General features: G+C 64.2%; 17 protein-coding genes. 3 read left to right on the forward strand and 14 right to left on the reverse strand.

The window, feature by feature from the left end; translation table 11 throughout:
* Positions 1 to 110 precede the first annotated feature (110 nt).
* Both leuS and KI794_RS08725 read right to left on the reverse strand, forming a co-directional pair.
* On the reverse strand, positions 111 to 2648 hold the full coding sequence (gene leuS, locus KI794_RS08720) for a leucine--tRNA ligase (RefSeq protein ID WP_255807795.1): 2538 nt from the start codon (positions 2646 to 2648) through the stop codon (positions 111 to 113).
* A gap of 75 nt (positions 2649 to 2723) precedes the next feature.
* A complete protein-coding gene (locus tag KI794_RS08725; protein WP_255807796.1) occupies positions 2724 to 4151 on the reverse strand; it encodes an anthranilate synthase component I family protein in 1428 nt (475 codons plus the stop codon).
* Between the two features lie 28 nt (positions 4152 to 4179).
* Between KI794_RS08725 and KI794_RS08730 the strand changes: the two genes are divergently transcribed.
* A complete protein-coding gene (locus KI794_RS08730) occupies positions 4180 to 4974 on the forward strand; it encodes an aminotransferase class IV (protein ID WP_255807797.1) in 795 nt (264 codons plus the stop codon).
* Positions 4975 to 5010: 36 nt separating this feature from the next.
* On the opposite strand, the gene cydC is transcribed toward KI794_RS08730, so the two are convergent.
* The 4 genes from cydC to KI794_RS08750 are packed head-to-tail and all read right to left on the reverse strand — an operon-like array spanning position 5011 to position 10925.
* Entirely contained in the window at positions 5011 to 6666 is a 1656-nt protein-coding gene (cydC, locus tag KI794_RS08735; protein ID WP_255807798.1) for a thiol reductant ABC exporter subunit CydC, read from the reverse strand.
* Positions 6663 to 8384 (reverse strand): thiol reductant ABC exporter subunit CydD, encoded by a 1722-nt coding sequence (gene cydD, locus KI794_RS08740; RefSeq protein WP_255807799.1) that lies wholly within the window; start codon positions 8382 to 8384, stop codon positions 6663 to 6665. The genes cydC and cydD overlap by 4 nt, the downstream gene beginning before the upstream one ends.
* Before the next feature lie 15 nt (positions 8385 to 8399).
* Entirely contained in the window at positions 8400 to 9443 is a 1044-nt protein-coding gene (gene cydB, locus KI794_RS08745) for a cytochrome d ubiquinol oxidase subunit II (RefSeq protein ID WP_255807800.1), read from the reverse strand.
* Positions 9444 to 9458: 15 nt separating this feature from the next.
* On the reverse strand, positions 9459 to 10925 hold the full coding sequence (locus KI794_RS08750; protein WP_255807801.1) for a cytochrome ubiquinol oxidase subunit I: 1467 nt from the start codon (positions 10923 to 10925) through the stop codon (positions 9459 to 9461).
* A gap of 220 nt (positions 10926 to 11145) precedes the next feature.
* Here KI794_RS08750 and KI794_RS08755 point away from each other — a divergent pair, with 220 nt between their 5' ends.
* Together KI794_RS08755 and KI794_RS08760 are read left to right on the forward strand one after the other, a co-directional pair.
* Positions 11146 to 12198, forward strand: coding sequence for an App1 family protein (locus tag KI794_RS08755; protein WP_255807802.1), 1053 nt, complete (start codon positions 11146 to 11148; stop codon positions 12196 to 12198).
* Entirely contained in the window at positions 12195 to 13262 is a 1068-nt protein-coding gene (locus KI794_RS08760) for an FUSC family protein (RefSeq protein WP_119283943.1), read from the forward strand. The genes KI794_RS08755 and KI794_RS08760 overlap by 4 nt, the downstream gene beginning before the upstream one ends.
* On the opposite strand, the gene KI794_RS08765 is transcribed toward KI794_RS08760, so the two are convergent.
* The 8 genes from KI794_RS08765 to KI794_RS08800 form a co-directional block, all read right to left on the reverse strand.
* Positions 13259 to 13816, reverse strand: coding sequence for a YceI family protein (locus KI794_RS08765; RefSeq protein WP_255807803.1), 558 nt, complete (start codon positions 13814 to 13816; stop codon positions 13259 to 13261). The genes KI794_RS08760 and KI794_RS08765 overlap by 4 nt on opposite strands.
* A gap of 192 nt (positions 13817 to 14008) precedes the next feature.
* Positions 14009 to 14734: a type 1 glutamine amidotransferase gene (locus KI794_RS08770; RefSeq protein ID WP_119283945.1), complete on the reverse strand. Its 726-nt coding sequence runs from the start codon at positions 14732 to 14734 to the stop codon at positions 14009 to 14011.
* A complete protein-coding gene (locus KI794_RS08775; RefSeq protein ID WP_255807804.1) occupies positions 14734 to 16083 on the reverse strand; it encodes a Mur ligase family protein in 1350 nt (449 codons plus the stop codon). Before KI794_RS08775 ends, KI794_RS08770 begins: the two co-directional genes overlap by 1 nt.
* A 9-nt stretch (positions 16084 to 16092) precedes the next feature.
* Positions 16093 to 16800, reverse strand: coding sequence for a tRNA (guanosine(37)-N1)-methyltransferase TrmD (trmD, locus tag KI794_RS08780; protein ID WP_119283947.1), 708 nt, complete (start codon positions 16798 to 16800; stop codon positions 16093 to 16095).
* Entirely contained in the window at positions 16797 to 17423 is a 627-nt protein-coding gene (gene rimM / locus KI794_RS08785; RefSeq protein WP_370647799.1) for a ribosome maturation factor RimM, read from the reverse strand. Before rimM ends, trmD begins: the two co-directional genes overlap by 4 nt.
* A 1-nt stretch (position 17424) precedes the next feature.
* Positions 17425 to 17673, reverse strand: coding sequence for an RNA-binding protein (locus KI794_RS08790; protein WP_119284302.1), 249 nt, complete (start codon positions 17671 to 17673; stop codon positions 17425 to 17427).
* 17 nt (positions 17674 to 17690) lie between these two features.
* Complete coding sequence (rpsP, locus tag KI794_RS08795) at positions 17691 to 18137, reverse strand: 30S ribosomal protein S16 (protein WP_119283949.1); 447 nt, start codon at positions 18135 to 18137, stop codon at positions 17691 to 17693.
* A 189-nt stretch (positions 18138 to 18326) separates the two neighbouring features.
* Positions 18327 to 19835 carry an aminopeptidase P family protein gene (locus KI794_RS08800; RefSeq protein WP_255807806.1) on the reverse strand — a complete coding sequence of 503 codons (1509 nt, stop codon included), beginning with the start codon at positions 19833 to 19835 and terminating at the stop codon, positions 18327 to 18329.
* Positions 19836 to 19901 lie beyond the last annotated feature (66 nt).

Here is a 19901-nt window from a genome sequence, read left to right on the forward strand (position 1 = left end):
GTCACTCGTTCAGGTTCCTGCCCCTCTCAACATAGCAGTGCCCCGTTCCTGCTACGAGGGTCGGGGCACTGTACGCTCACCGCCCGGCTAGCGAACGGCGACGGTCGCAGCTACGCTGCGGGCTTCGTCGCGATTGAGACAATCTTCGGTGCTCGCGCGATCACCTTGACGATTTCGCGGTCTCCGATCGCGCGCTTGGCATTCGCCGAGGCGCGAGCGGCCGTCTCGGCGTCTTCGTTCGAGATCGAGGTCGACACCGTGATCTTGTCGCGCACCTTCCCGTCGACCTGCACGATCATGAGCGCCTCGTCGACGACGGTGAGTGAGGAGTCACCCTTCGGCCACTCGGCGAGCGCGACGGTGGCGTCATGCCCGAGCATCGCCCACATATCCTCGGCCGCGTAGGGCGCGTACATCGACAGAATGACCGCAATCGCCTCCGCAGACTCGCGCACGGCAGGATCGGCGACGCCGGCCCCCGAGTCGATCGCCTTGCGGGTCACGTTCACCTGCTCCATCAGGCGCGCGACAATAACGTTGAACTTGTACGACTCAGCGAGCTGAGGCGCGTCGATCAGCAGTTGGTGCGTGCTCCGGCGCAGCGCTTTGTCGCCCGCCGAGAAGTCGCTACCGACAGGAGCTCCGCCGATCTCAACATCGTGGGCGATGCGCCAGGCGCGGGCGAGGAACTTCGCCGAGCCCTGCACTGAAACGTCTGCCCAGTCGATGTCGTCCTCCGGCGGGCCGGCGAACGCAAGAGTCACGCGAAGCGCGTCAGCCCCGTGCTCCTCGAGTTCAGACGCGAACTCAACCAGGTTACCCTTCGATTTTGACATCTTGGCGCCGTCGAGCAGCACCATGCCCTGGTTGAGCATGTCGAGGAACGGCTCTTCAAAGTCGATGTATCCGAGATCGAACATCACCTTCGTGATGAAGCGCGAGTAGAGCAGGTGCAGAATTGCGTGCTCAACACCGCCGACGTACTGGTCAACCGGTGCCCACTTTTTCGCCTCGGCCGGATCAAATGCTTGCGTTGGATCGTTCGCGGAGAGGAAGCGGAAGTAGTACCACGAACTATCGACGAACGTGTCCATCGTGTCTGGGTCGCGGGTGAGCTTCTCGCCAGTATCGGGATCAACGACGGTCGACCAGTCAGTCGCAGCGCCGAGCGGTGATGACCCCTTCGGCTTGAGATCGAGCCCCGCCGCCGCGGGAAGCTCAACGGGGAGCGAAGTCTCGGAGACCGGCCTCATAGTGCCGTCCTCTGCGTAGAGAATCGGGATAGGCGTTCCCCAGTAGCGCTGGCGAGATATGAGCCAGTCGCGCAGGCGATACGTTGTCGTGGCACGGCCCGTGCCGCGCTCCTCGAGAACCTCAATCGCCTTCGCGATTGCCGAGAGCTTGTCGAGGCCATCGAGCTCGCCCGAATTGACAAGCTTGCCCTCGCCTGCTGTTGCCACGCCCGAGACTGCAGGATCAGCAAGCACCTCGCCGTCCTCGTCGCGAACTTCGACGACAACGCGAACCGGCAGGTCAAACTTCAGTGCGAAGTCGAGGTCACGCTGGTCGTGCGCAGGTACAGCCATGATCGCTCCGTGACCGTAGTCTGCGAGAACGTAGTCTGATGCCCAAACGGGAATGCGCTCACCGTTCACGGGGTTTACAGCGAAATGGTCGAGGAAGATGCCCGTCTTTTCACGGTCGGTGCTCTGCCGCTCGATCTCGGTCTGTTTCTGTGTCGCCTCGAGATATGCCTGGAACTGCATCCGCACCTCGGAGGACGCGCCCGCCGCGAGTTCGGCTGCAAGATCTGAGTCGGGAGCAACGACCATGAAAGTTGCGCCGTGCAGCGTGTCCGGCCGGGTCGTGAAGACGGGAACTTTCTCAGAGCGGCCCTCGATCTCGAACTCGACCTCAGCCCCCTTCGATCGACCGATCCAGTTGCGCTGCATATTCAGCACCTTTGCTGGCCAACGCCCCTCGAGCGCGTCGAGGTCGTCGAGCAGCCGATCCGCATAGTCGGTGATGCGGAAGTACCACTGCGTGAGCTTCTTCTTCACAACCATGGCGCCTGAGCGCTCCGAGGTTCCGTCGGCAAGCACTTGCTCGTTCGCGAGCACGGTCTGGTCTACCGGGTCCCAGTTCACCCAGCTCGCCTTACGGTACGCAAGGCCCTTCTCGTACATCTTCAAGAAGATCCACTGGTTCCACTTGTAGTACTCGGGGTCGCTCGTGTGAAGCACGCGGCTCCAGTCAAACGACGGCGCGTACACTCGGAACGAGGCCTTCTGCTGCGCGATGTTTGCGTAGGTCCACTCGCGTGGGTCAACCCCGCGCTTGATCGCGGCGTTCTCTGCGGGAAGACCGAACGAGTCCCACCCGATCGGGTGCAACACATCGTACCCCTGACCGCGCCAGTACCGCGCCATGATGTCGCCGAAGCAGAACGCCTCCGCATGACCCATGTGCAGGTCCCCAGAGGGGTACGGGAACATGTCGAGTACGTACTTTCGCGGCCGGTCTGATTCAAGCCCGGCGGGCACCTCGAACGGCTTCAGATCCTCCCAGACCGGCAGCCACCGATCCTGAATCGCCTTGAAGTCATAGCCCTGCTCAGCATCCTGCTGGCCGGTTCCCTGCTCGCTCACACGCACCTCAACACTCGTCGATCACTTCGGGCCCCTTCGGGCCACACACATCTAGCCAGTTTATCCCGCTGAGCGTCAAAGAACTGCCAGCATCGCGGCTGCCTTCAGATCTCGCTCACGAACCTCCGCCGCAGCGTCAGAATCGATCGTGATTCCGCCGCCAGCTCCGACAAGGGCGACGCGCGCGACCGCCCCGCCTGCCGCACCGGTTTCTCCCCTTCCGGCGAGACCGGGCCCGCGCAACTCGACGCCTCGGATTGTCATCGCGAGCTCGGCGTTCCCGGAGTCGTCGATCCACCCGAAGCAGCCCGAGTAGAGCCCCCGCGGACCCGCCTCAAGCGAGGCCAAGATTTCGACCGCGCTCCGTTTCGGCGCACCAGTCATAGATCCGCCGGGAAAACAGCTCCCGATTGCATCGAATACGTCGGCTGAGCCCGCAAGTTCCCCGGCAACAGTGCTGACAAGTTGGTGCACCCGTGGGTGGCTCTCGACCTCGAGGAATCGCTCGACACGAACAGTCCCCGGAGCGCACACGCGTGTGAGATCGTTCCGCATGAGGTCGACGATCATCAGGTTCTCCGCGCGCTCCTTCGGGTCGGCTGCGAGCTCGGACGCAAGGGCGGAATCCTGTGTGGCGTTGACCCCGCGCGGGCGAGTGCCCTTGATCGGGTGTGTTCGCAGAGTGCGCCCCACCACCGAAAGAAACCGTTCAGGGCTCGCGCTCACGAGCGCTCGGTCGGGGGTGACGATGACGCCGCCGCGCGTCGCCCCGCCCCGAATTCGCGTGTACAGCTCGAGCGGCAGCGCATCGGTCTCAGTCTCAACTGTGTCAGTCAGGCACAGGACGTAGGCGTCCCCACGGCGGATTGCGGCTCTGCACGACTCAACACTGGCATTGTAGTCAGTTCCCCGCCAGGAGGGAGCATCAGGCACACGGTGACCGGAACTCACTGCCTGCGTTTCGGCACCACGTCCCCCGCTGTCATTCAGCGACGGCTCGAGTATCTCTCGGAGTCGTGCCACGGCGGCCTCGTCACCATGGAGGGCAGCGGTGCCGGCTGAGTGGTCGAGCACGAGCACAGCGTCGCAACGCAACGCGAAGCCCGGCGCGACAGGGTCGGGCGCCGGCTCGACTCCGAGCAGCCCGACGCCAAACTCGTACCCGAGGGCAACAATCCATCCGGTGTGCAGCCCCGCGCCGAGAGCGTCGCCCTGCCCGGCTCCGGCGGCACACAGCGGATCTGCGGAAGGTTTGCGAGCTCCGTCGCTAGGCGCCCTTGAGCTGGAGGCTCCACGTGCACGGGAAAACTCACGGAGCCCCGCAAGAAACTCCCCCTCGTGCCCGGCGGCTGCGTATCGCGTCTCCGCAGCAACTCCGAGATAGCTCACGCGCCGCTCCCCCAGAGGTGCGTCCTCGCCATCGAGCCAGAACCATGCCGATCCGCTGCTCGCGAGCGCCTGCGCCGCCGCCCCCGCGGTTACCGCCGCTCCCCAGTTTTCCACCCTCACATCGTAGTGCTACGCTCACGCAATGAGCACTTTCGCGCCGCCGCCTGAACTGCTCGTCGCGGACTCGTTTCGCGTGCGGGCGCGCTCCGGGGTCGCAGAAGTTCGCGGGTTCCAACGCCATCTCGAGCGGTTCGTCCGCAGCGTCGGCCGGGCGCGGGCACAGCATCGGCCAGCGGCAGCGGGGTCGCCGGACATCGACACCTTTCTCGCAGCCTCGTTGCGTGAGATTGCAGATTTCGGCGAGGGATTTCCCCGCCTTGAACTCTGGCGAGAGGCCAGCGGGGATCTCAGATACGACTATACGCTTCGACCGCTTCCACCACTCGGCGAGTCGCTCACCATGCGGAGTGTGTCGCTCCCCGCACCTCCTCAAGTTCGAGTGAAAGGCCCCCACATTGCCGCCTACGCTGCCCTCACTCGGCAGCTGGGTGCCGAGCCCCTCCTTATCCACCCTGACGGCCGCGTCCGCGAAGGAGCGACAACGAGCCTCGTGTTCTGGCCCAAAGAGCGTGAGAGTTCCGGTTGTGTCGTTGCCGATACCGCCCGGGTCGAGTCAGTGTCCGAGTCGATCCTTGCGGCAGCGGCCCTCCGGCGCTTCGCGGGGAGGGCGCAGCTCGGAGACGGGCAGGGGGCGTTTGCTCGGGCGACAGTCACCGTCGCCGAGCTGAGCCGTTGCGAGGTGTGGGCAGTGAACGCGCTGCACGGGATCAGACCCGTCTCCCGGATCAACGATGTCGAGCTTGCGCACCCTGACGCAGAGCGCCTGAGCTGGTTCCGAGAGGCGCTCGATGCCGCTTGGGAGCCTATCCTGCGGTAGTTCTAACCGCCGTGTAACAGGCTCTGTCGGCGAGCCCTACAGCGCGATCCGAGCCGAGATCGGGATGCCCGCCGGGACCTCCGTGTGGGTGATCAGAATCACCGCGCGGTCGTCGGCGATTGCACCGAGCAGATCTCGCAGTAGCCTGTCTGCAACGAGCTTGTCGACGCCAGCGGTCGGCTCGTCGAGGATGACGACTGGGAAGTCGGCCAGGATCACTCTCGCGAGCGAGATTCGTTGCATCTGGCCGCCGGAGACGAGCGCACCGCGTTCGCCGACTGAGGCGTCAAGCCCTCCACGTTCACGCACCCACTCGCCAAGGCCGACTCGCTCGAGGGCTGCGAGCAGCTCCTCGTCAGTCGCGTCCTCTTTCGCGAACTTCAAGTTCTGCCTAAGGTCGGTATTGAACAGGTGCGGCTGCTGCTCACACAACCCGACGAAGCTGCGCACCCCTGCGCCGCTGAACTCGCGCGCTTCCACGCCGCCGAGACGGTAGCTGCCGCCATACTCGAGGAACCTGCAGAGCCCGAGGGCGAGCGTCGACTTGCCGCTGCCACTGTCACCCGTAATCACGAGCAGTTCGGCTGGACGCAGAGTAAACGACAGCCCCGAGATGACGGGCTCACTACCTGGGTGGGCGATGGAGAGGTCGGCAACCTCGACGAGCGGTATCCCGGGTGCTGCACTCGGCACCACGTCATCAGTCGCATCGGCGTCGTCGGCGTCGACGGGAATTTCGGGCGGCAGCTCCCCTGCAGTGAGTTGCGCAACGCGCTCGGCACTCTTCTCGACAGTACGCCTCGCAGTCAGCGCGGCAAACACCTGCGCGAAGACGTCGAAAACTGCCGCTGGAACAACGACGATTGCGGCGAACACTGGAACCGAGAACGAGGCGCCGGCACCGGGAGCGACCGCGAGCAGAATCGCGACTGACGACAGCCCGGCGCCGAGGGCGACGATCGCGCCGGTGAGACCCGCAGCTCGAGTGCGCGTGAGTTGTACGCGCGCGAGACGCGCTTCTGCGGCCTGAATCCGCTCGCGCTGGGCGCCGAGCGCGCCGAACGCGGCGAGCACGCTTGCTGACCCAAACCTGTCGAGCAGGGCGTCAGTGAGTGCCGAGCGGGCGCCTGCGAGCTCCCTGTCGCTGCGACCAGCGATCCGCTTGGAAAGCGTCGCCCCGACGATCAGCGCGACAACGAGCACCCCGGCCAGGATCGCGGCGCCGAGTGGTGAGGCGATCGCGATGATCGCCACAGTGAGCGCAGTCACGGTGATGCTCACGATGAGCGGTTGCCTGACGCGCAGCGGGTGATCCTGCAGCTGGTCGACGTCGTCGACGAACGTCGCGAGGATCTCGCCTCGGCGAGAAGATTCGATCGCGCCCGGCACGCGCGGCACGAGAGCCGTGAACGTCGATGCGCGAAGCTTCGACAGCTGGTGCAACGCGGCGTCGTGGCTCGAGAGCCGCTCGACATACCTGAACGCGGCGCGGCCGATCGCAAGGGCACGAACACCGACAATGGCGAAGGTCAAATGCAAGATCGGGGGCTGCGCACCCGAGCGGGTGATGAGCCACAGGCTGAGCGCGAGAAGACCGACCGCTGCGCCATCCGAGAGGATTCCGAGAAGCTGGCCCGGAAGCGCGGCCCTGCGGGAAGGAGTTGCGCGCTGCAACACTGTGTCGACGCTCACAGCTGAGCCTCACTTTCTGCGGGGACCTGACCTGGCTGCGCTGACGCGTCACGGCGTTCGACTGTGACGACCCGGTCCGCGGCGTCCAAGAGAGCCTGCCGATGGCTGACAACGAGCACCGCGCGCCCTGCGGCGGCCTCTGCACGCGCGGCCGTGATGACACGCTCCTCGCTCTCCGCGTCAAGCGCGGAGCTCGGCTCATCAAGCAGCAGCACCCCGGCGTTCACATCGGCCGCCCGGTAGAGGGCCCGCGCGAGCGACACGCGCTGGGCCTGGCCACCCGACAGGCCGGAGCCGAGCGCACCCAGCTCGCGGTCAAGCGGCAGGTCGGCAAGACCGAGCTGATCGAGCGCCGAGCGCGCGAGTGACCGATCAGGATCGGTCGCGCCAAGCGTTACGTTGTCGAGAAGGGAGCCCTGAACAAGCCCCGGCTGCTGCCCGGCCCAGGAGATGGGGCCGCCGACCCGGATCTCCCCAGTCGCGGGCACAATGAATCCGAGGATCGCGGCGAGAAGCGAGGTCTTGCCCGCCCCTGATGGGCCGGCGAGAGCAACGAGTTCACCCGGCGCGACGTCGAAGCTGAGCGGGCCAGCAACAATCGTATCGCCGCGAGCAAGTTCGACTCCGACGATCGAGAGGCCGTGGCTTGTCTCCGAGCCTGCGCCAGCTGCCGAGACGACGCCGTCATGGCGGCTTGCGCGCGCGGCGGTGTCGTCGCCCTCAATGAGCGCGAAGACATCGGCCGAGGCCGCGAGACCCTCGGTCGAGTCGTGAAATGCTGCGCCCACCTGGCGAATTGGCACGAACACCTCGGGAAGAACGAGGAGCACGAAGAGGCCGAGCGCGAGCGGGAATTCACCTGCAACGAGCCGCGTGCCGACAGTCACCGCGACGAGGGCGATTGAGAATGTACCGGCGAGGTCAAGCACGAATCCAGACAGGAACGTCACCCGCAGCACCTTCATTGTGCGCGATCTGTATTCTTCGGTTTCAGAGCTAATGCGGGCAGCTTGACGCTTCTCCCGCCGAAAAATCTTGAGCGTCGGAAGGCCTTCGACGACATCGAGGAACGACGCTGAAAGTCGCTGCAACTGATCCCACTGCTTTCCCTGCACCGACTGTGTGGCAAGCCCAATGAGCACCATGAAGAGCGGAATGACAGGGAAGACGATCAGCACTGTGATCCCGCTCAGGAGATCCGAGAAGAGGACAGTGGCGACAAGAATCGGAGTGGCGACAACCGCGAGAATGAACTGCGGCACGTAGCCAGAGAAATAGCCGTCGAGTGCATCGAGGCCGCGCCCGAGTACTGTCGCAAGCTTCGCGTCGGCTACTGAGGCGGTCGCTTCGGGGCTGCGACGATCGAGCGCGTCGAGCGCAGCCGCGCGAAGCTGGGTCTTCACCTTCACGGCCCCTCGGGCGGCGACAACGTCCATCCCCCACGTGCTCAGGGCCCGCACTATCGCGGCAGCGAGTGCACCAGCAGCGAGCCAGGGCAGGCTGCTCTGGGCGTAGACGCCCTCGGCAACCCGCCCAGCTCCGGCTGCACCCCAAAGCCCCTCGAACACCGGGATAGCGACTGAGGCTATCGCCTGCGCCAGGAACCAGCTCCAGGCGATGATCGCGACGGTGCGCACTACTCCGAGTAGCGCACCGAGCGCGAACACCGTGCGGGCTGCACCCGCAAAACGCAACAGGCGTGGGTCGAGGGGCTTCATCAGGTACCGGGCCGCCTAAGCGGTGGCCTCGGCTGGCTGCTCAACCGGAATCATGTCGTGTGTGAGACGCTTCCGGAAGACCCAGTACGTCCACGCCTGGTAGGCGAGCACGAGCGGCAGCGTGAAGACCGCAACCCAGGTCATGAGCTCGAGCGTCTTCGGGGAGCTCGCGGCTCCCACAACGCTCATTGTGTGCTCGTCGCCGAGCGTGGAGATCATCAGGTTCGGGAAGAGCGCCGAGAAGATCGTGAGCAGCGCGAACGCGATTGTCACTGTGTTCCCGACGAATGCCCAACCCTCGCGACCGGCGAGGTTCGCGACCCAGCCGCCGATGAGCGCAACCGCAGCGATCGCTGCACAGGCGATGATGAGTCCAATGTTCGGGTTCGACAGGTTCATCACGATTGTCCAGACGAGGAAAGCCGCGGCGAGCACGATAGTCACGACTCCGACGTTCTTCGCGAGCTTCCGCGCGTTGTCGCGCATCTCGCCGACCGTCTTCAGCGCCACGAACACGAGGCCGTGGGTGAAGCACAGCAGCATGACGACGATGCCGCCCAGGAGGCCGTACGGGTTCAGCAGCGTGAGCAGCGTCCCCTCGTAGAGCCAGCCGCCGGTCTCGACAGAGCGGATCGGGACTCCCTGCACGAGGTTGGCGAACGCGACGCCCCAGAGCAGCGGCGGGAGAACTGAGCCCCAGAAGATGAACTGGTCAAACCAGCGTGTCCACTTCTGGCCCTTGCGCTGATGCCTGAACTCGAACGACACACCGCGAAGGATGAGTGCGATAAGGATGAGCAAGAGGGCGAGGTAGAACCCTGAGAACATCGTCGCATACCACTCGGGGAATGCAGCGAAGAGCGATGCGCCTGCCACGATGAGCCAGGTCTCGTTCAGATCCCAGACCGGACCGATCGTGTTAATGAGCACACGGCGGTCAGTGTTTGTCTTGCCCAGGAAAGGCAACGACATGCCTACACCGAAGTCGAAGCCGTCGAGCACGAAGTACCCGATCAGCATGACGCCGACGATGAGGAACCATACGGTAGTCAATTCCATGATTCGTCTCCTTTCCTAGTACACGGTCGCGAGTTGGTTCTGGTCGACAGAGCCGGAACCATCGGTTCCATCGCCGTCGTCAGTCCGAGCAATCTCGGGCGGCCCAGCCTTCACTGCCTTCACGATGAGTCCGAACTCGACAACCGCGAGCGCGCCATACACAACAGTGAATGCCGCGAGCGAGACAAGCACTGCCCAGCCGGGTACGCCCGGCGAGATGCCTTGTTCTGTGGTCATCACCCCGAACACAATCCAGGGCTGGCGGCCCATCTCGGTGAAGACCCAGCCAACGAGCGATGCGAGCATCGGAAGCGGCGCTGTCCAGATTGCGACAGTCCACGCCCACTTAGGAAGGTTGATATTGCCCTTTCGGGTAAGCCAGAGGCCGACAACGGAAACGAGCGCGGCAAGGGCGCCGAGGCCGATCATCCAGCGGAATGCCCAATACGTCACCCATACGATCGGCACGAAGGAGCCGTCAGTCGGGCAGGTCAGGAGCGAGTCTGCGCCGCCGCAGTACATCTGGGTGTACTCAGCCTGCAGGTCGTTAATGCCTTCGACGGTGCCGTCGAGCGAGTTTGTCGCGAGGAAGGATGCCAGGTACGGAATACGAACAGAGAAGATCTCGTGAGCTCCATCAGGGGTGCCCAAGCTGAAGAGCGAAAACGAGGCGTCCCTACCCGTAGCGGTGTTGTACATCGCTTCTGCCGCAGCCATCTTCATCGGCTGCGTCTCGGTCATGACAAGGCCGAGGGAGTGACCGCTCAGGCCAACGCCAATGAACGAAATGATGTTTGTCCACGCGCCGAAACGAAGGGTTGTGCGCATCTCGTCAACGAACTGGCCACGCTTCAGGTGCCAGGCTGCAACAGAGACGAGCACGACACCAGCGAACATGAGCGAGGCGAAGATTGTGTGCGGGAACTGGGTCAGCGCGACTGGGTTCAGCAGCACCTCCCCGATGCTCGCAAGCTCGGCACGGCCCCGCTCTTCGTTCAGCACGAAGCCCTCAGGGTTCTGCATGAACGCGTTCGCAGCAAGGATAAAGTACGCCGAGAGCACGGTGCCGATCCAGGTGAACCAGATCGTCATCAGGTGGATCTTCTTGGGAAGCTTGTCCCAGCCGAAGATCCAGAGGCCGATGAACGTCGCCTCGAAGAAGAAGGCGATGAGGCCCTCCATCGCAAGCGGGGCACCAAAGATGTCGCCAACAAACCGGGAGTAGTTCGACCAGTTCATGCCGAACTGGAACTCCTGCACGATGCCGGTAACGACGCCCATGGCGAAGTTGATCAGAAAGACCTTGCCGAACAGCTTGGTGAGGCGAAGGTACTTGTCCTTGCCAGTCCGCACCCATGCCGTCTGCAGGATGGCGACGAGAAGCGCCATCCCGATCGTCAGCGGTACGAAAATGAAGTGATACAGGGTGGTCAACCCGAATTGCCAGCGCGCGAGCACTACCGGGTCAAGAAACTCATTCATTTGTTCTCCTATAACCAGGAGATGAGCGCTTGCCACGCGGGGGCGCATTACTCCCGTAGGAATTCCCTACGGGCGGGGGTACCCGCGGGGGGCTGGCTAAACTGCCAACTGTAGCCAGTATATTCAAGCTGGGAGTTACCTGCGAATCAATTTTGACGTCAAGATTCTTTGGTTCCGGGCGGCGTACGAAGCCTCAGGTGATTCGTCATACACTGGCTGAGTGACTTCGCCTGACGACATGCCTGACAGCCGCCCACGGTTCGCGGCGCGGTTTGAGGATCGCATGCATCGCCGGCGGGCGAAGCAGGCGATCAAACGAGGCAAGACCCCGTCTGTTATCCCCTACATCGGGTACGGGACAACAGAGTGGGTGCGTGTGCTCGGTCGAGTGTTGTACCTCCGGCCAGACACGAGCGAACACTCACGCTTCAGGCCCGACGTGCAAGAGGTCTCGCGCGTGCGCGGCTGGCGCACGTTCACGAGCGTGTACGTTCCGTACCAGCGAATCACTGTGCTCGTGGACGGGCTACCTACAGCCGAGGTCGTCGCAGATCGTGGAGGCGTGATCGACTCAATCGTGCGCGTCGCGCTCGCCCCCGGCTGGCACACGGTCACGCTGCAGGTCAGCGAAGATGAGGCCGCCCATGCCCCGGTGAAGGTGATGGACACAGCCTCGCAACTTGGTGTGCTGTCTGACGTCGACGACACAGTGCTCATCACGGCGCTGCCGAAGCCGTTCGTAGCCGCATGGAACAGCTTCGTGCTCGACGAGACAGCGAGGCGGGCTACGCCAGGCATGCCTGTGCTGTACGACAGGCTTGCGAAGCGCCATAAGGGCTCTCCGTTCGTGTACCTGTCGACCGGAGCGTGGAACGCGGCTCCCGCCCTCAGCAGGTTTCTCGCCCGCAACCTCTATCCGATGGGCCCGCTCCTTCTCACGGATTGGGGCCCAACGCACGATCGCTGGTTCCGTTCTGGCCGCGAGCACAAGCAGCGCGAACTCAAACGTCTTGCGCGCGAGTTTCCAGGCGTGAAGTGGATCATGTTCGGCGACGATGGCCAGCACGACGAGGCGCTCTACGCGGAGTTTGCAAGGGACCATCCCGAGAACGTTGCGGCGGTCGCGATCAGGCAGCTCTCGGTTGGGCAGGCTGTGCTCGCCGGCGGTAGATCAAAGGCGAAACAGCAGAAGGATGCGAGCGGTGTGCCCTGGGTGTACGGCCCGGATGGCGCGTCCCTCAGCGAGGAACTCACAAAGCTCGGTCTCCTATGACTGACATTCCCGTTCCCTGGTGGCGGCGCGCTGAACAGCGCGTCACCGGCAGGTTCACAGTAGCGGCCAGACCCTCAGCGCTCCAGCTCGCAAAGGCAGGCGGCGCTGCGATCCTGAGTTGGTTCGCGTGCCTGATCTTCTTCCCCGACTCGCTTCCGATGTTTGGCGCCATCGCAGCGCTGATCGTCGTGCAGGAGAGCGTTGATCAGTCGCTCACCAAAGGCGTAGAGCGTGTCGTCGGCGTACTCTTCGGGGTCTCCGTCGCACTCGGCGCAGGGGCTCTCTTCGGCACCAACTCGTGGTTGTTCATTGCTGCGATCATCGTGTCGATGGGCGTGGGCTGGCTGTTTCGGATGAGCGCAACATCAACGAACCAGATCGCGATCTCTGCGATGCTCATGATCGCGCTCGGCGGGTCTGAGATCGGTTACGGCGTCGAACGTCTCGTCGAGACCGCGATCGGCGCAGCAATTGGCGTCGCGGTCAACGCGGTCATCGCGGCCCCAGTGCGAACCGGGCTCATGCATGATGAGATCACGTCGCTGACAGGGAATGCCGCCGCGGCACTCGATCGGCTCGCCGACGCTCTTGAGACCCCGCGCGACGAGGCCTGGCTTGAGAGCATGCTCGAGTCTGCGCGGGAGCTTCACGAGGAGCGCGCACGGGTCCACGCCGAGCTCAGGCGTGCACGCGAGAGCCTGCGGCTCAACCCGAGGAGCAGGCGTCACATGCGCCAGCTCTTGGAGGACGACGCGCTGTTCCAGCGGGTGCAGCCCATCGTGACGCAGGTGATCGGGATGTCGCGGGCGCTCTACGATCTCTACGACGCGGAGCTCGTCGAGGATCCATCAGTGATCGGGATGCGGCAGGAGATTCGTCGGGCTGCCCACGATCTCGCGCTGCTCGGCACGACTCCGCCGGAAACAGGAACGGCCCCGGAACCGCCGGCGCTGACTGCGCCGTACACGATTCCGAGGCCGCCTCCGAGGCACTGGGTGCTCATCGGTTCACTCATGGAGGATCTGCGCCGCGTCCGCGGCAGGATCACTGGTGAGCTCGATTAGTTCACGAGCGCGGCTTGCACATCGATGATGATGGTGACGTCGTCGCCGAGCAGGAAGCCGCCCTTCTCGAGGGGAGCGTTCCAGCTCAGGCCGAAGTCCTGGCGCTTCACGACCGACTTCGCCGTGAAGCCCGCCTTGTAGTTGCCGTAGGGATCCTCGCCGAATCCGCCAAACTCGAAGTCGAACGTGACTGGCTTCGTGACGCCGCGCATGGTGAGGTCGCCGTCGACCTTGAAGTCGCCGTCAACAACGCGAACTCCAGTCGACGCGAAAGTCAGCTGCGGGAACTCCTCGGCCTCAAAGAAGTCGCCGGTGCGGAGGTGACCATCGCGGTTCTTCTCGTTCGTGTTCACCGAGGCGACCTCAGCGGTGGCCGTCACGCTCGAATCGAGCGGGTTCTCCCCCGTAACGAATGTCGCGTCGAAGTCCTCGAACTTGCCCTTGACCTTGCTGATTGCGAGGTGGCGGATCGAGAAGCCGACCTCGGAGTGCGTGGCGTCGATCTTCCAGGTGCCTGCGCGGTAGCCGGGGATCTGATCTGCGGTGAGGGTCATTGGAAAATACCTTTCAAAACTTGTCCAGCGCCAAATGCCTGTCACTGAATTGGCTGTCCGGGATCTTGCGGACATAGAGAACAACTTACATGCACATGCATCTATTCCCGCATTCTTGAAAATCTTTTCCGCGGCGGCTCGTTCCCCGTGTCAGCGGCGGCAGCAGGAGTTGTCTGCTGTGGGCGAGGCTCCCTAACGCGGCCGGCGCTTAGCGCTTGCGCGCGCCCGCTCGGCGGTCTCATCGACACCAGCACGCGGCTCGAACGAGCCATAACGGCGTTCAGCAGCGACACGAATGAGAAAGTCGCTGATTGCAGGATTCTTCGGCAGCAGCGAGCCGTGCAGGTAGCTCCCGAGCACGTTGTTCGTCCGAGCACCCTCAGTGCCGTCAGTCGGGTTGTTCCCAGCCCCCTGGGTGACACGGCCGAGTGGCGCGGAGCCGTCGCCAAGCACGGTAAAACCGCTGTGGTTCTCGTAGCCAATAATCTCGCCAAACTCCTCGGAGTCGACGACAACATTTCCAATCATCCGCTCGGCACCCCCTGTCGTCTCGACGTCGAGCACTCCGATGCCCGAGAGCGTCTGACCCGAGTGCGTGAGGAAGTGGTGCCCGAACAGCTGGTAGAGACCGCAGATCACGAGCATGGGCGTCCCGTCGGACGCGAGCGCACGGAACTCTTCTGCTCGTCCCGCCAGGTCGACCGCGACCCTCCCCTGGCCTGAGTCTTGACCACCCCCGCCGATGACGATGTCGACGTGTTCGGGAAGCGGATCGCCGACGTTCACATCGACGACACGGGGCTCGTAGCCGTGAGCTCGTGCCCGGCGACTCAGTGACAGCAGGTTACCCCTGTCTCCGTAGATGTTCATGTCGCGGGGGTACAGCGACACAATGACGAGTTCACGCTTGTCAGCCATTAGATTTCCTCAACATCGGTGAGCTCGGCAAGGCGCTTTCGCAGCCCGAGCATCGCTGTGTACGTGCAGTAGATCCGGCGGGGCTGCCCCATGGTGCGCGACCTGAATGCGGTGAGCGCAGTTCCCAGATCCTCCTCGACTGCCCCGACGGGCACGTCGTCGTGCTCAAGCCGCAGCGCCATGTCCCAGGCGCGCGTGCCGGTAACCGCAGTGACGCCCCCATCGCGGAGCGTTTCGAAGTCGACGTCCCACAGCCACGACATGTCGCGGCCATCCGCGTACTGGTCGTTCACCGCGATCATCACCGCGACGCCCGTTGCATCAAACGAGGCAAGTCCGAGGCGGAACCCCGCTGGGTTCTTCACGAGGACAAGCTCGAGGGGCTGGCCATCGAGCTCGAGCTTCTCACCTCGGCCAAACGCGGGGCGCACAGTTGAGAGCGCCTCGAGCACCTCGGTCGTCCGGGCACTCGTATCTGCCCCCTCGGCAACTGCACGCGCAAGCACGGCACGGACTGTGACAAGAGCGGCGGCAGCGTTGTAAGTGTTGTAGAGCCCTTCGAGCTGCAACGGTGTCGAGTGCTGCTCTCCGTCGATCAAGAACGTCGCCTCGTTCTTACCGAGTTCTAGCAGTGTGACATCTGCTGCTTCGCGGGCATCAGCACCCCGATCGTCGACCCCCACGGCGGCAACGGCTGCCGCCTGGCCGGTCGAGGCGTGGAAATCGTCGTCGCCGGGGAACGTGCTCAGCAGTGCTGGCGCAAGTCCAAACTCGCGGACCTCGGGGCCACCTGCCGCGCTGCGTTCCCGTGTCCGTTCGCCTATCTCAGCGATGAGCCTATCTTCCCGGTTCACGACGAGCACGTCGGTCGTCGCGTCAGCGATACGCTGCAGGTACCGGGCGGTCGTATCTATCTCTCCGAACCTGTCGAGCTGATCGCGTAGCACGTTGAGCAGCAGGGTGAAACGCGGCTTGACTCGCTCGATGAAAAACATTGCATGAGCCTCGTCGAGTTCGAGCACCGCAACGTCGGCGTCGAGTGTGCCACTCGGGCCGCTCTCCTGCACCATTGCAGCCACGACGCCGCGAGAAAAGTTTGATCCAGTCTTGTTTGTGAAGACTTTCAGCCCCTGCGCCTCCAGCATCTCGACGATCATCTTCGTCGTCGTCGTCTTGCCGTTGGTGCCGCTCACCGCAATCACCCCAAGCGGCAGCTTGGCGAGACCCCGGGCCATGAACCCGGGGTCAAGCCGCTCGACAACGAGGCCAGGCAGCGCCGATCCCCCTCCGCGAAGACGGGCCCCCGCCCGTACCGCTTTACCGACGCCAGCCGAGAAAAAATCACGCATGCATCAAGATTAGTCGCCAAGCAGGTCGGGCCGTACACGCCGTGTACGTTCGACGCTCTGTTCGTGGCGCCAAGCATCGATCGCGGCGTGATTTCCAGACAGCAACACGTCGGGCACGCGGCGTCCGCGCCACTCAGCGGGCTTGGTGTAACTCGGGTACTCGAGCAGCCCAGCCTCGTGCGACTCCTCCACGAGGCTGTCAGGGTTGCCAACGACGCCGGGAAGGAGCCTACCAATCGCCTCGATCATCGCAATCGAGGCGACCTCTCCCCCGTTCAGCACGTAGTCGCCGATGCTGACGAGCCGCACTCGTCCGCGATCACCGTACTCGTCGAACACGCGCTGGTCGATCCCCTCGTAGCGGCCGCAGCCGAACACGAGGTGCTCCTCGGTTGCGAGCTCGCGCGCCATCGCCTGAGTAAAAACGTCTCCCGCAGGCGAGGGGAAGATGATGAGTGGCTCCGCGGTCGGTGCCGGTGCCGACCGCGCATCCGCCAGGATCCCGTCGATCGCGTGCCCCCAGGGCTCGGGTTTCATCACCATTCCGGCACCGCCGCCCGTCGGCGTGTCATCGACAGTGCGATGCTTGTCGTGCGCTGAATCGCGAAGATCGTGCACGTGCATGTCGATGAGGCCGCGGTCTCGGGCTTTCCCCATGAGCGAGAGCTCGAGCGCGTCGAAGTAGCCGGGGAAGATCGTGACGACGTCGATCCTCACGCGTCCCCCTGTGGATTCTGGGTACCGTCCTCGATCGCGCCGTCTCCGAACAGGCCCGCGGGCGGAGTCATCGTGACAATGCCTGCCTCGAGGTCAACCGACGGAACGATCGCCTCGACGAAGGGCACAAGCACGACGCCAGTCTGGGTCTTCACTGAGAGCAGATCCTGGGCCGGGAAGTGCTGCACCTCGGCTACTGTTCCCAGCTTCTCGGTGCCACCGCCCTCGATGGGCTGTACGACGTCGAGGCCGACGAGCTCGTGGGCATACCACGCGTTCTCTTCGGACCCCGCCGCGACTGCCTCTTCATCGATCCAGAGGATCGCACGGACGATGCTCTCGACCGCGGTGCGATCGGGCAGCTCGACGAAGAACCCGACGGGCATGCTGTTGAACCAGCGAAGCTCGCGAAGCTCAATCGTCTGCCCAAACCAGGGGGAATCCTCGGGGACCTGCAGGTGAAACTTCGAGCCTGGAACGAACCTCAGATCCGGGTTGTCCGTGAACATCTCAAGCTTCACACCGCCCTTGAGCCCGTGGGGCTTCGTCAGGCGTCCGACACGCAAACTCCCCGCCCCGCTAGCGGGACGGGGAGCTTGCGCACGCTTTGGAGCGTCTGCCATATCAGCCGGCCTCAGGTGCGTCGGTATCGACGATATCTACCCTGACGCGCTCACCAGAGGCGAGTGCGGAGATTACGGTGCGAAGCGCCTGAGCGGTGCGGCCACTGCGACCAATCACGCGTCCAAGGTCTTCGGGGTGCACACGAATCTCAAGGGTCTCGCCGCGGTTTCCCGCGCGCTGCGAGATGCGCACCTCGTCTGGGTGATCTACCACCCCACGAACGAGATGCTCAAGCGCATCAGCGAGCACCATCTCAGCCAAGAGCCTTAGGCCTCGGTCGACTCGGCAGCGGCCTCTTCAGCCGGCGCCTCGGTCTCTGCGGGAGCCTCAGCTGCCTCCTCGGCGGGAGCCTCAGCAGGCTTCTCAGCCTTCGGGCGAACCACTGACTTCTTCTTGGCGTCAGCCTCGAACACTTCCTTCGCCTCAGGTGCGAGCACCTTCGACTCGGTCGAGCCCTCGCCGGTGAACTTGCCCCAGTCGCCAGTGAGCTTCAGGAGCGCGGTGACCTGCTCGGTCGGCTGCGCGCCAACGCTGAGCCAGTACTGTGCGCGGTCTGAATCGACCTCGATGAACGAGGGGTTCTCAGTCGGGTGGTACTTGCCAATCTCCTCGATGACGCGGCCGTCACGCTTGGTGCGCGAGTCTGCAACGACGATGCGGTAGAACGGTGCGCGGATCTTGCCGAGGCGCTTGAGGCGAATCTTGACTGCCATGTGCTGGCTCCTTCAGGTTGGGTTACATGTGACGCCGCGCGGAAGCTCGGACCGAATCGGTCTCTGGCGCGGAAGCCTGGCACGCATTACGCGAACTAGGCAAGTTTGCCACACTAGGGGCCAAATTGCAATTTTTGATGGGATCAGGGGTTTTGCTGGGCCGCCTGCGGTGCGGCGGCCCAGCAGAGGCTAGTTGCCCGTGACTTTTCGCATCCAAGCCTCGACACCGGCGGCGTCGATTGGCAAGGCATCCGAGATCACTTCGTTGCCAGTCTCGGTCACGACGAGGTCGTCCTCCAGCCGCACGCCGATGCCGCGCAGCTCGGGCGGCACGGTCTCGTCCCAGGCGTGGAAATAGAGCCCCGGCTCGACGGTGAGCGCCATTCCTGTCTGCACAGTGCCGCCAAGATAGGTCTCGTACCGCGAGGAGTCGCAGTCGTGCACGTCGAGGCCCAGGTGGTGCCCAACACCGCACACAATGTAACGGCGATGATGCTGACCATCGGCTGAGAGGGCCTCGTCCACCGATACTGGCAGCATGCCCCAGTCGGCGAGCCCCTCGGCCAACACTTCCATGCACGCTGCGTGGAAGTCGGCCCAAAGCCTTCCTGGCTGTACCGCTGCGAGACCGGCCCTGTGCGAGCGCTCGACGAGATCGTGAACCTGGCGCTGTGCGTCCGAGAACGTGCCGCTCGCTGGCAGCGTCCGCGTGACATCTGCGGTGTAGCCCGAACGCATCTCGACACCCATATCGAGCAGCAGCAGTTCGGCTGGGTCGACCTCGCCGTCGGCTCGAACCCAGTGCAGGATCGGCGCGTGTGCACCCGAGCCGACGATCGTCGCATAGCCGGGGGCCTGACCGACAGTGCGGGCGTGACGGTCGAACGTTCCCTGCAGCCAGCGCTCACCCCCGGCCGCGATCGCGTTCGGGATTTCGCGTGTGACAGCCGCGAAGCCGTCGACAGTCGCGAGGTTCGCCGCGCGAAGCTGGCCAATCTCCCAGGCGTCCTTGATCTGGCGCAGCTCGGAGAGCACCGTGGCGAGCCGTGCGGAGCGCGTCCTGCCCGCGAGCGCGGCGCCGGCGCCGCGCGCGACGACAGCCGCACCAGCGATGAGCGCGTCGTCAGGCACACCGGCCTCGGCGAGCTCCCCAATCGGGCGGACCGCTAGGTCGAGCGCAGCCGAGACCTCGGCGACTCCCGCGAGCGGCCCAACCCAGAGCTCTCCGTGGTTCGCATCTGCGTGAAACGCCTTACTTCCGGGACGCGCCGGCGGTGTGATGTACAGCGTCGCGTCGTGCCCGCCAGCTATCGGACGCATGACGAGCACTGCGTCTTCGATGCCGTACCCCACGGCCCACAGGAAGTCGCTGTCGGCGCGGAACTCGAAGTAGGTATCGTTTGCGCGCAGCTGCGAGCGCCCGGCGGCGACGACGAGGGTCTCCCCCGCGAGCTCTGCAGAGAGCCTGGCACGGTGGTCGGCGGCGGCGGAAGCGGCGCCAGGTTCGACTGCGAGTTCGCGCGCTGCGTCGCCCCATCCCTCCGCCATCCAAGTCGTGAACCCGGTCGCCTCGCTGAGTAGCGGCATCCGAGGATCGCGGCGGGTCGCGCGGGAGTTCGGCATCCCCGACTCCCAGTCGACGACGTTGACAGTGAGCCCAAGTCCGCTCAATGAGGGACCGCCATGGTTGTGCGTCATGTGTGTTCCTTTCAGGACAAGCGTGGACGGGGCCGGCATGCCGCAACGCGACGTGCCGGCCCCGTT

Origin of the sequence: Leucobacter aridicollis (assembly GCF_024399335.1) — a bacterium.
GTDB lineage: Bacteria > Actinomycetota > Actinomycetes > Actinomycetales > Microbacteriaceae > Leucobacter > Leucobacter aridicollis_A.

Excerpts from the sequence above, each read along its gene's own strand:
- cydD (WP_255807799.1), bottom strand. The coding sequence starts at position 8,384 with ATGAAGCCCCTCGACCCACGCCTGTTGCGTTTTGCGGGTGCAGCCCGC.
- KI794_RS08770 (WP_119283945.1), bottom strand. The coding sequence starts at position 14,734 with ATGGCTGACAAGCGTGAACTCGTCATTGTGTCGCTGTACCCCCGCGAC.
- KI794_RS08775 (WP_255807804.1), bottom strand. The coding sequence starts at position 16,083 with ATGCGTGATTTTTTCTCGGCTGGCGTCGGTAAAGCGGTACGGGCGGGG.
- rpsP (WP_119283949.1), bottom strand. The coding sequence starts at position 18,137 with ATGGCAGTCAAGATTCGCCTCAAGCGCCTCGGCAAGATCCGCGCACCG.
- KI794_RS08765 (WP_255807803.1), bottom strand. The coding sequence starts at position 13,816 with ATGACCCTCACCGCAGATCAGATCCCCGGCTACCGCGCAGGCACCTGG.
- KI794_RS08750 (WP_255807801.1), bottom strand. The coding sequence starts at position 10,925 with ATGAATGAGTTTCTTGACCCGGTAGTGCTCGCGCGCTGGCAATTCGGG.
- rimM (WP_370647799.1), bottom strand. The coding sequence starts at position 17,423 with ATGGCAGACGCTCCAAAGCGTGCGCAAGCTCCCCGTCCCGCTAGCGGG.
- KI794_RS08730 (WP_255807797.1), top strand. The coding sequence starts at position 4,180 with ATGAGCACTTTCGCGCCGCCGCCTGAACTGCTCGTCGCGGACTCGTTT.
- KI794_RS08800 (WP_255807806.1), bottom strand. The coding sequence starts at position 19,835 with ATGACGCACAACCATGGCGGTCCCTCATTGAGCGGACTTGGGCTCACT.
- KI794_RS08760 (WP_119283943.1), top strand. The coding sequence starts at position 12,195 with ATGACTGACATTCCCGTTCCCTGGTGGCGGCGCGCTGAACAGCGCGTC.
- cydB (WP_255807800.1), bottom strand. The coding sequence starts at position 9,443 with ATGGAATTGACTACCGTATGGTTCCTCATCGTCGGCGTCATGCTGATC.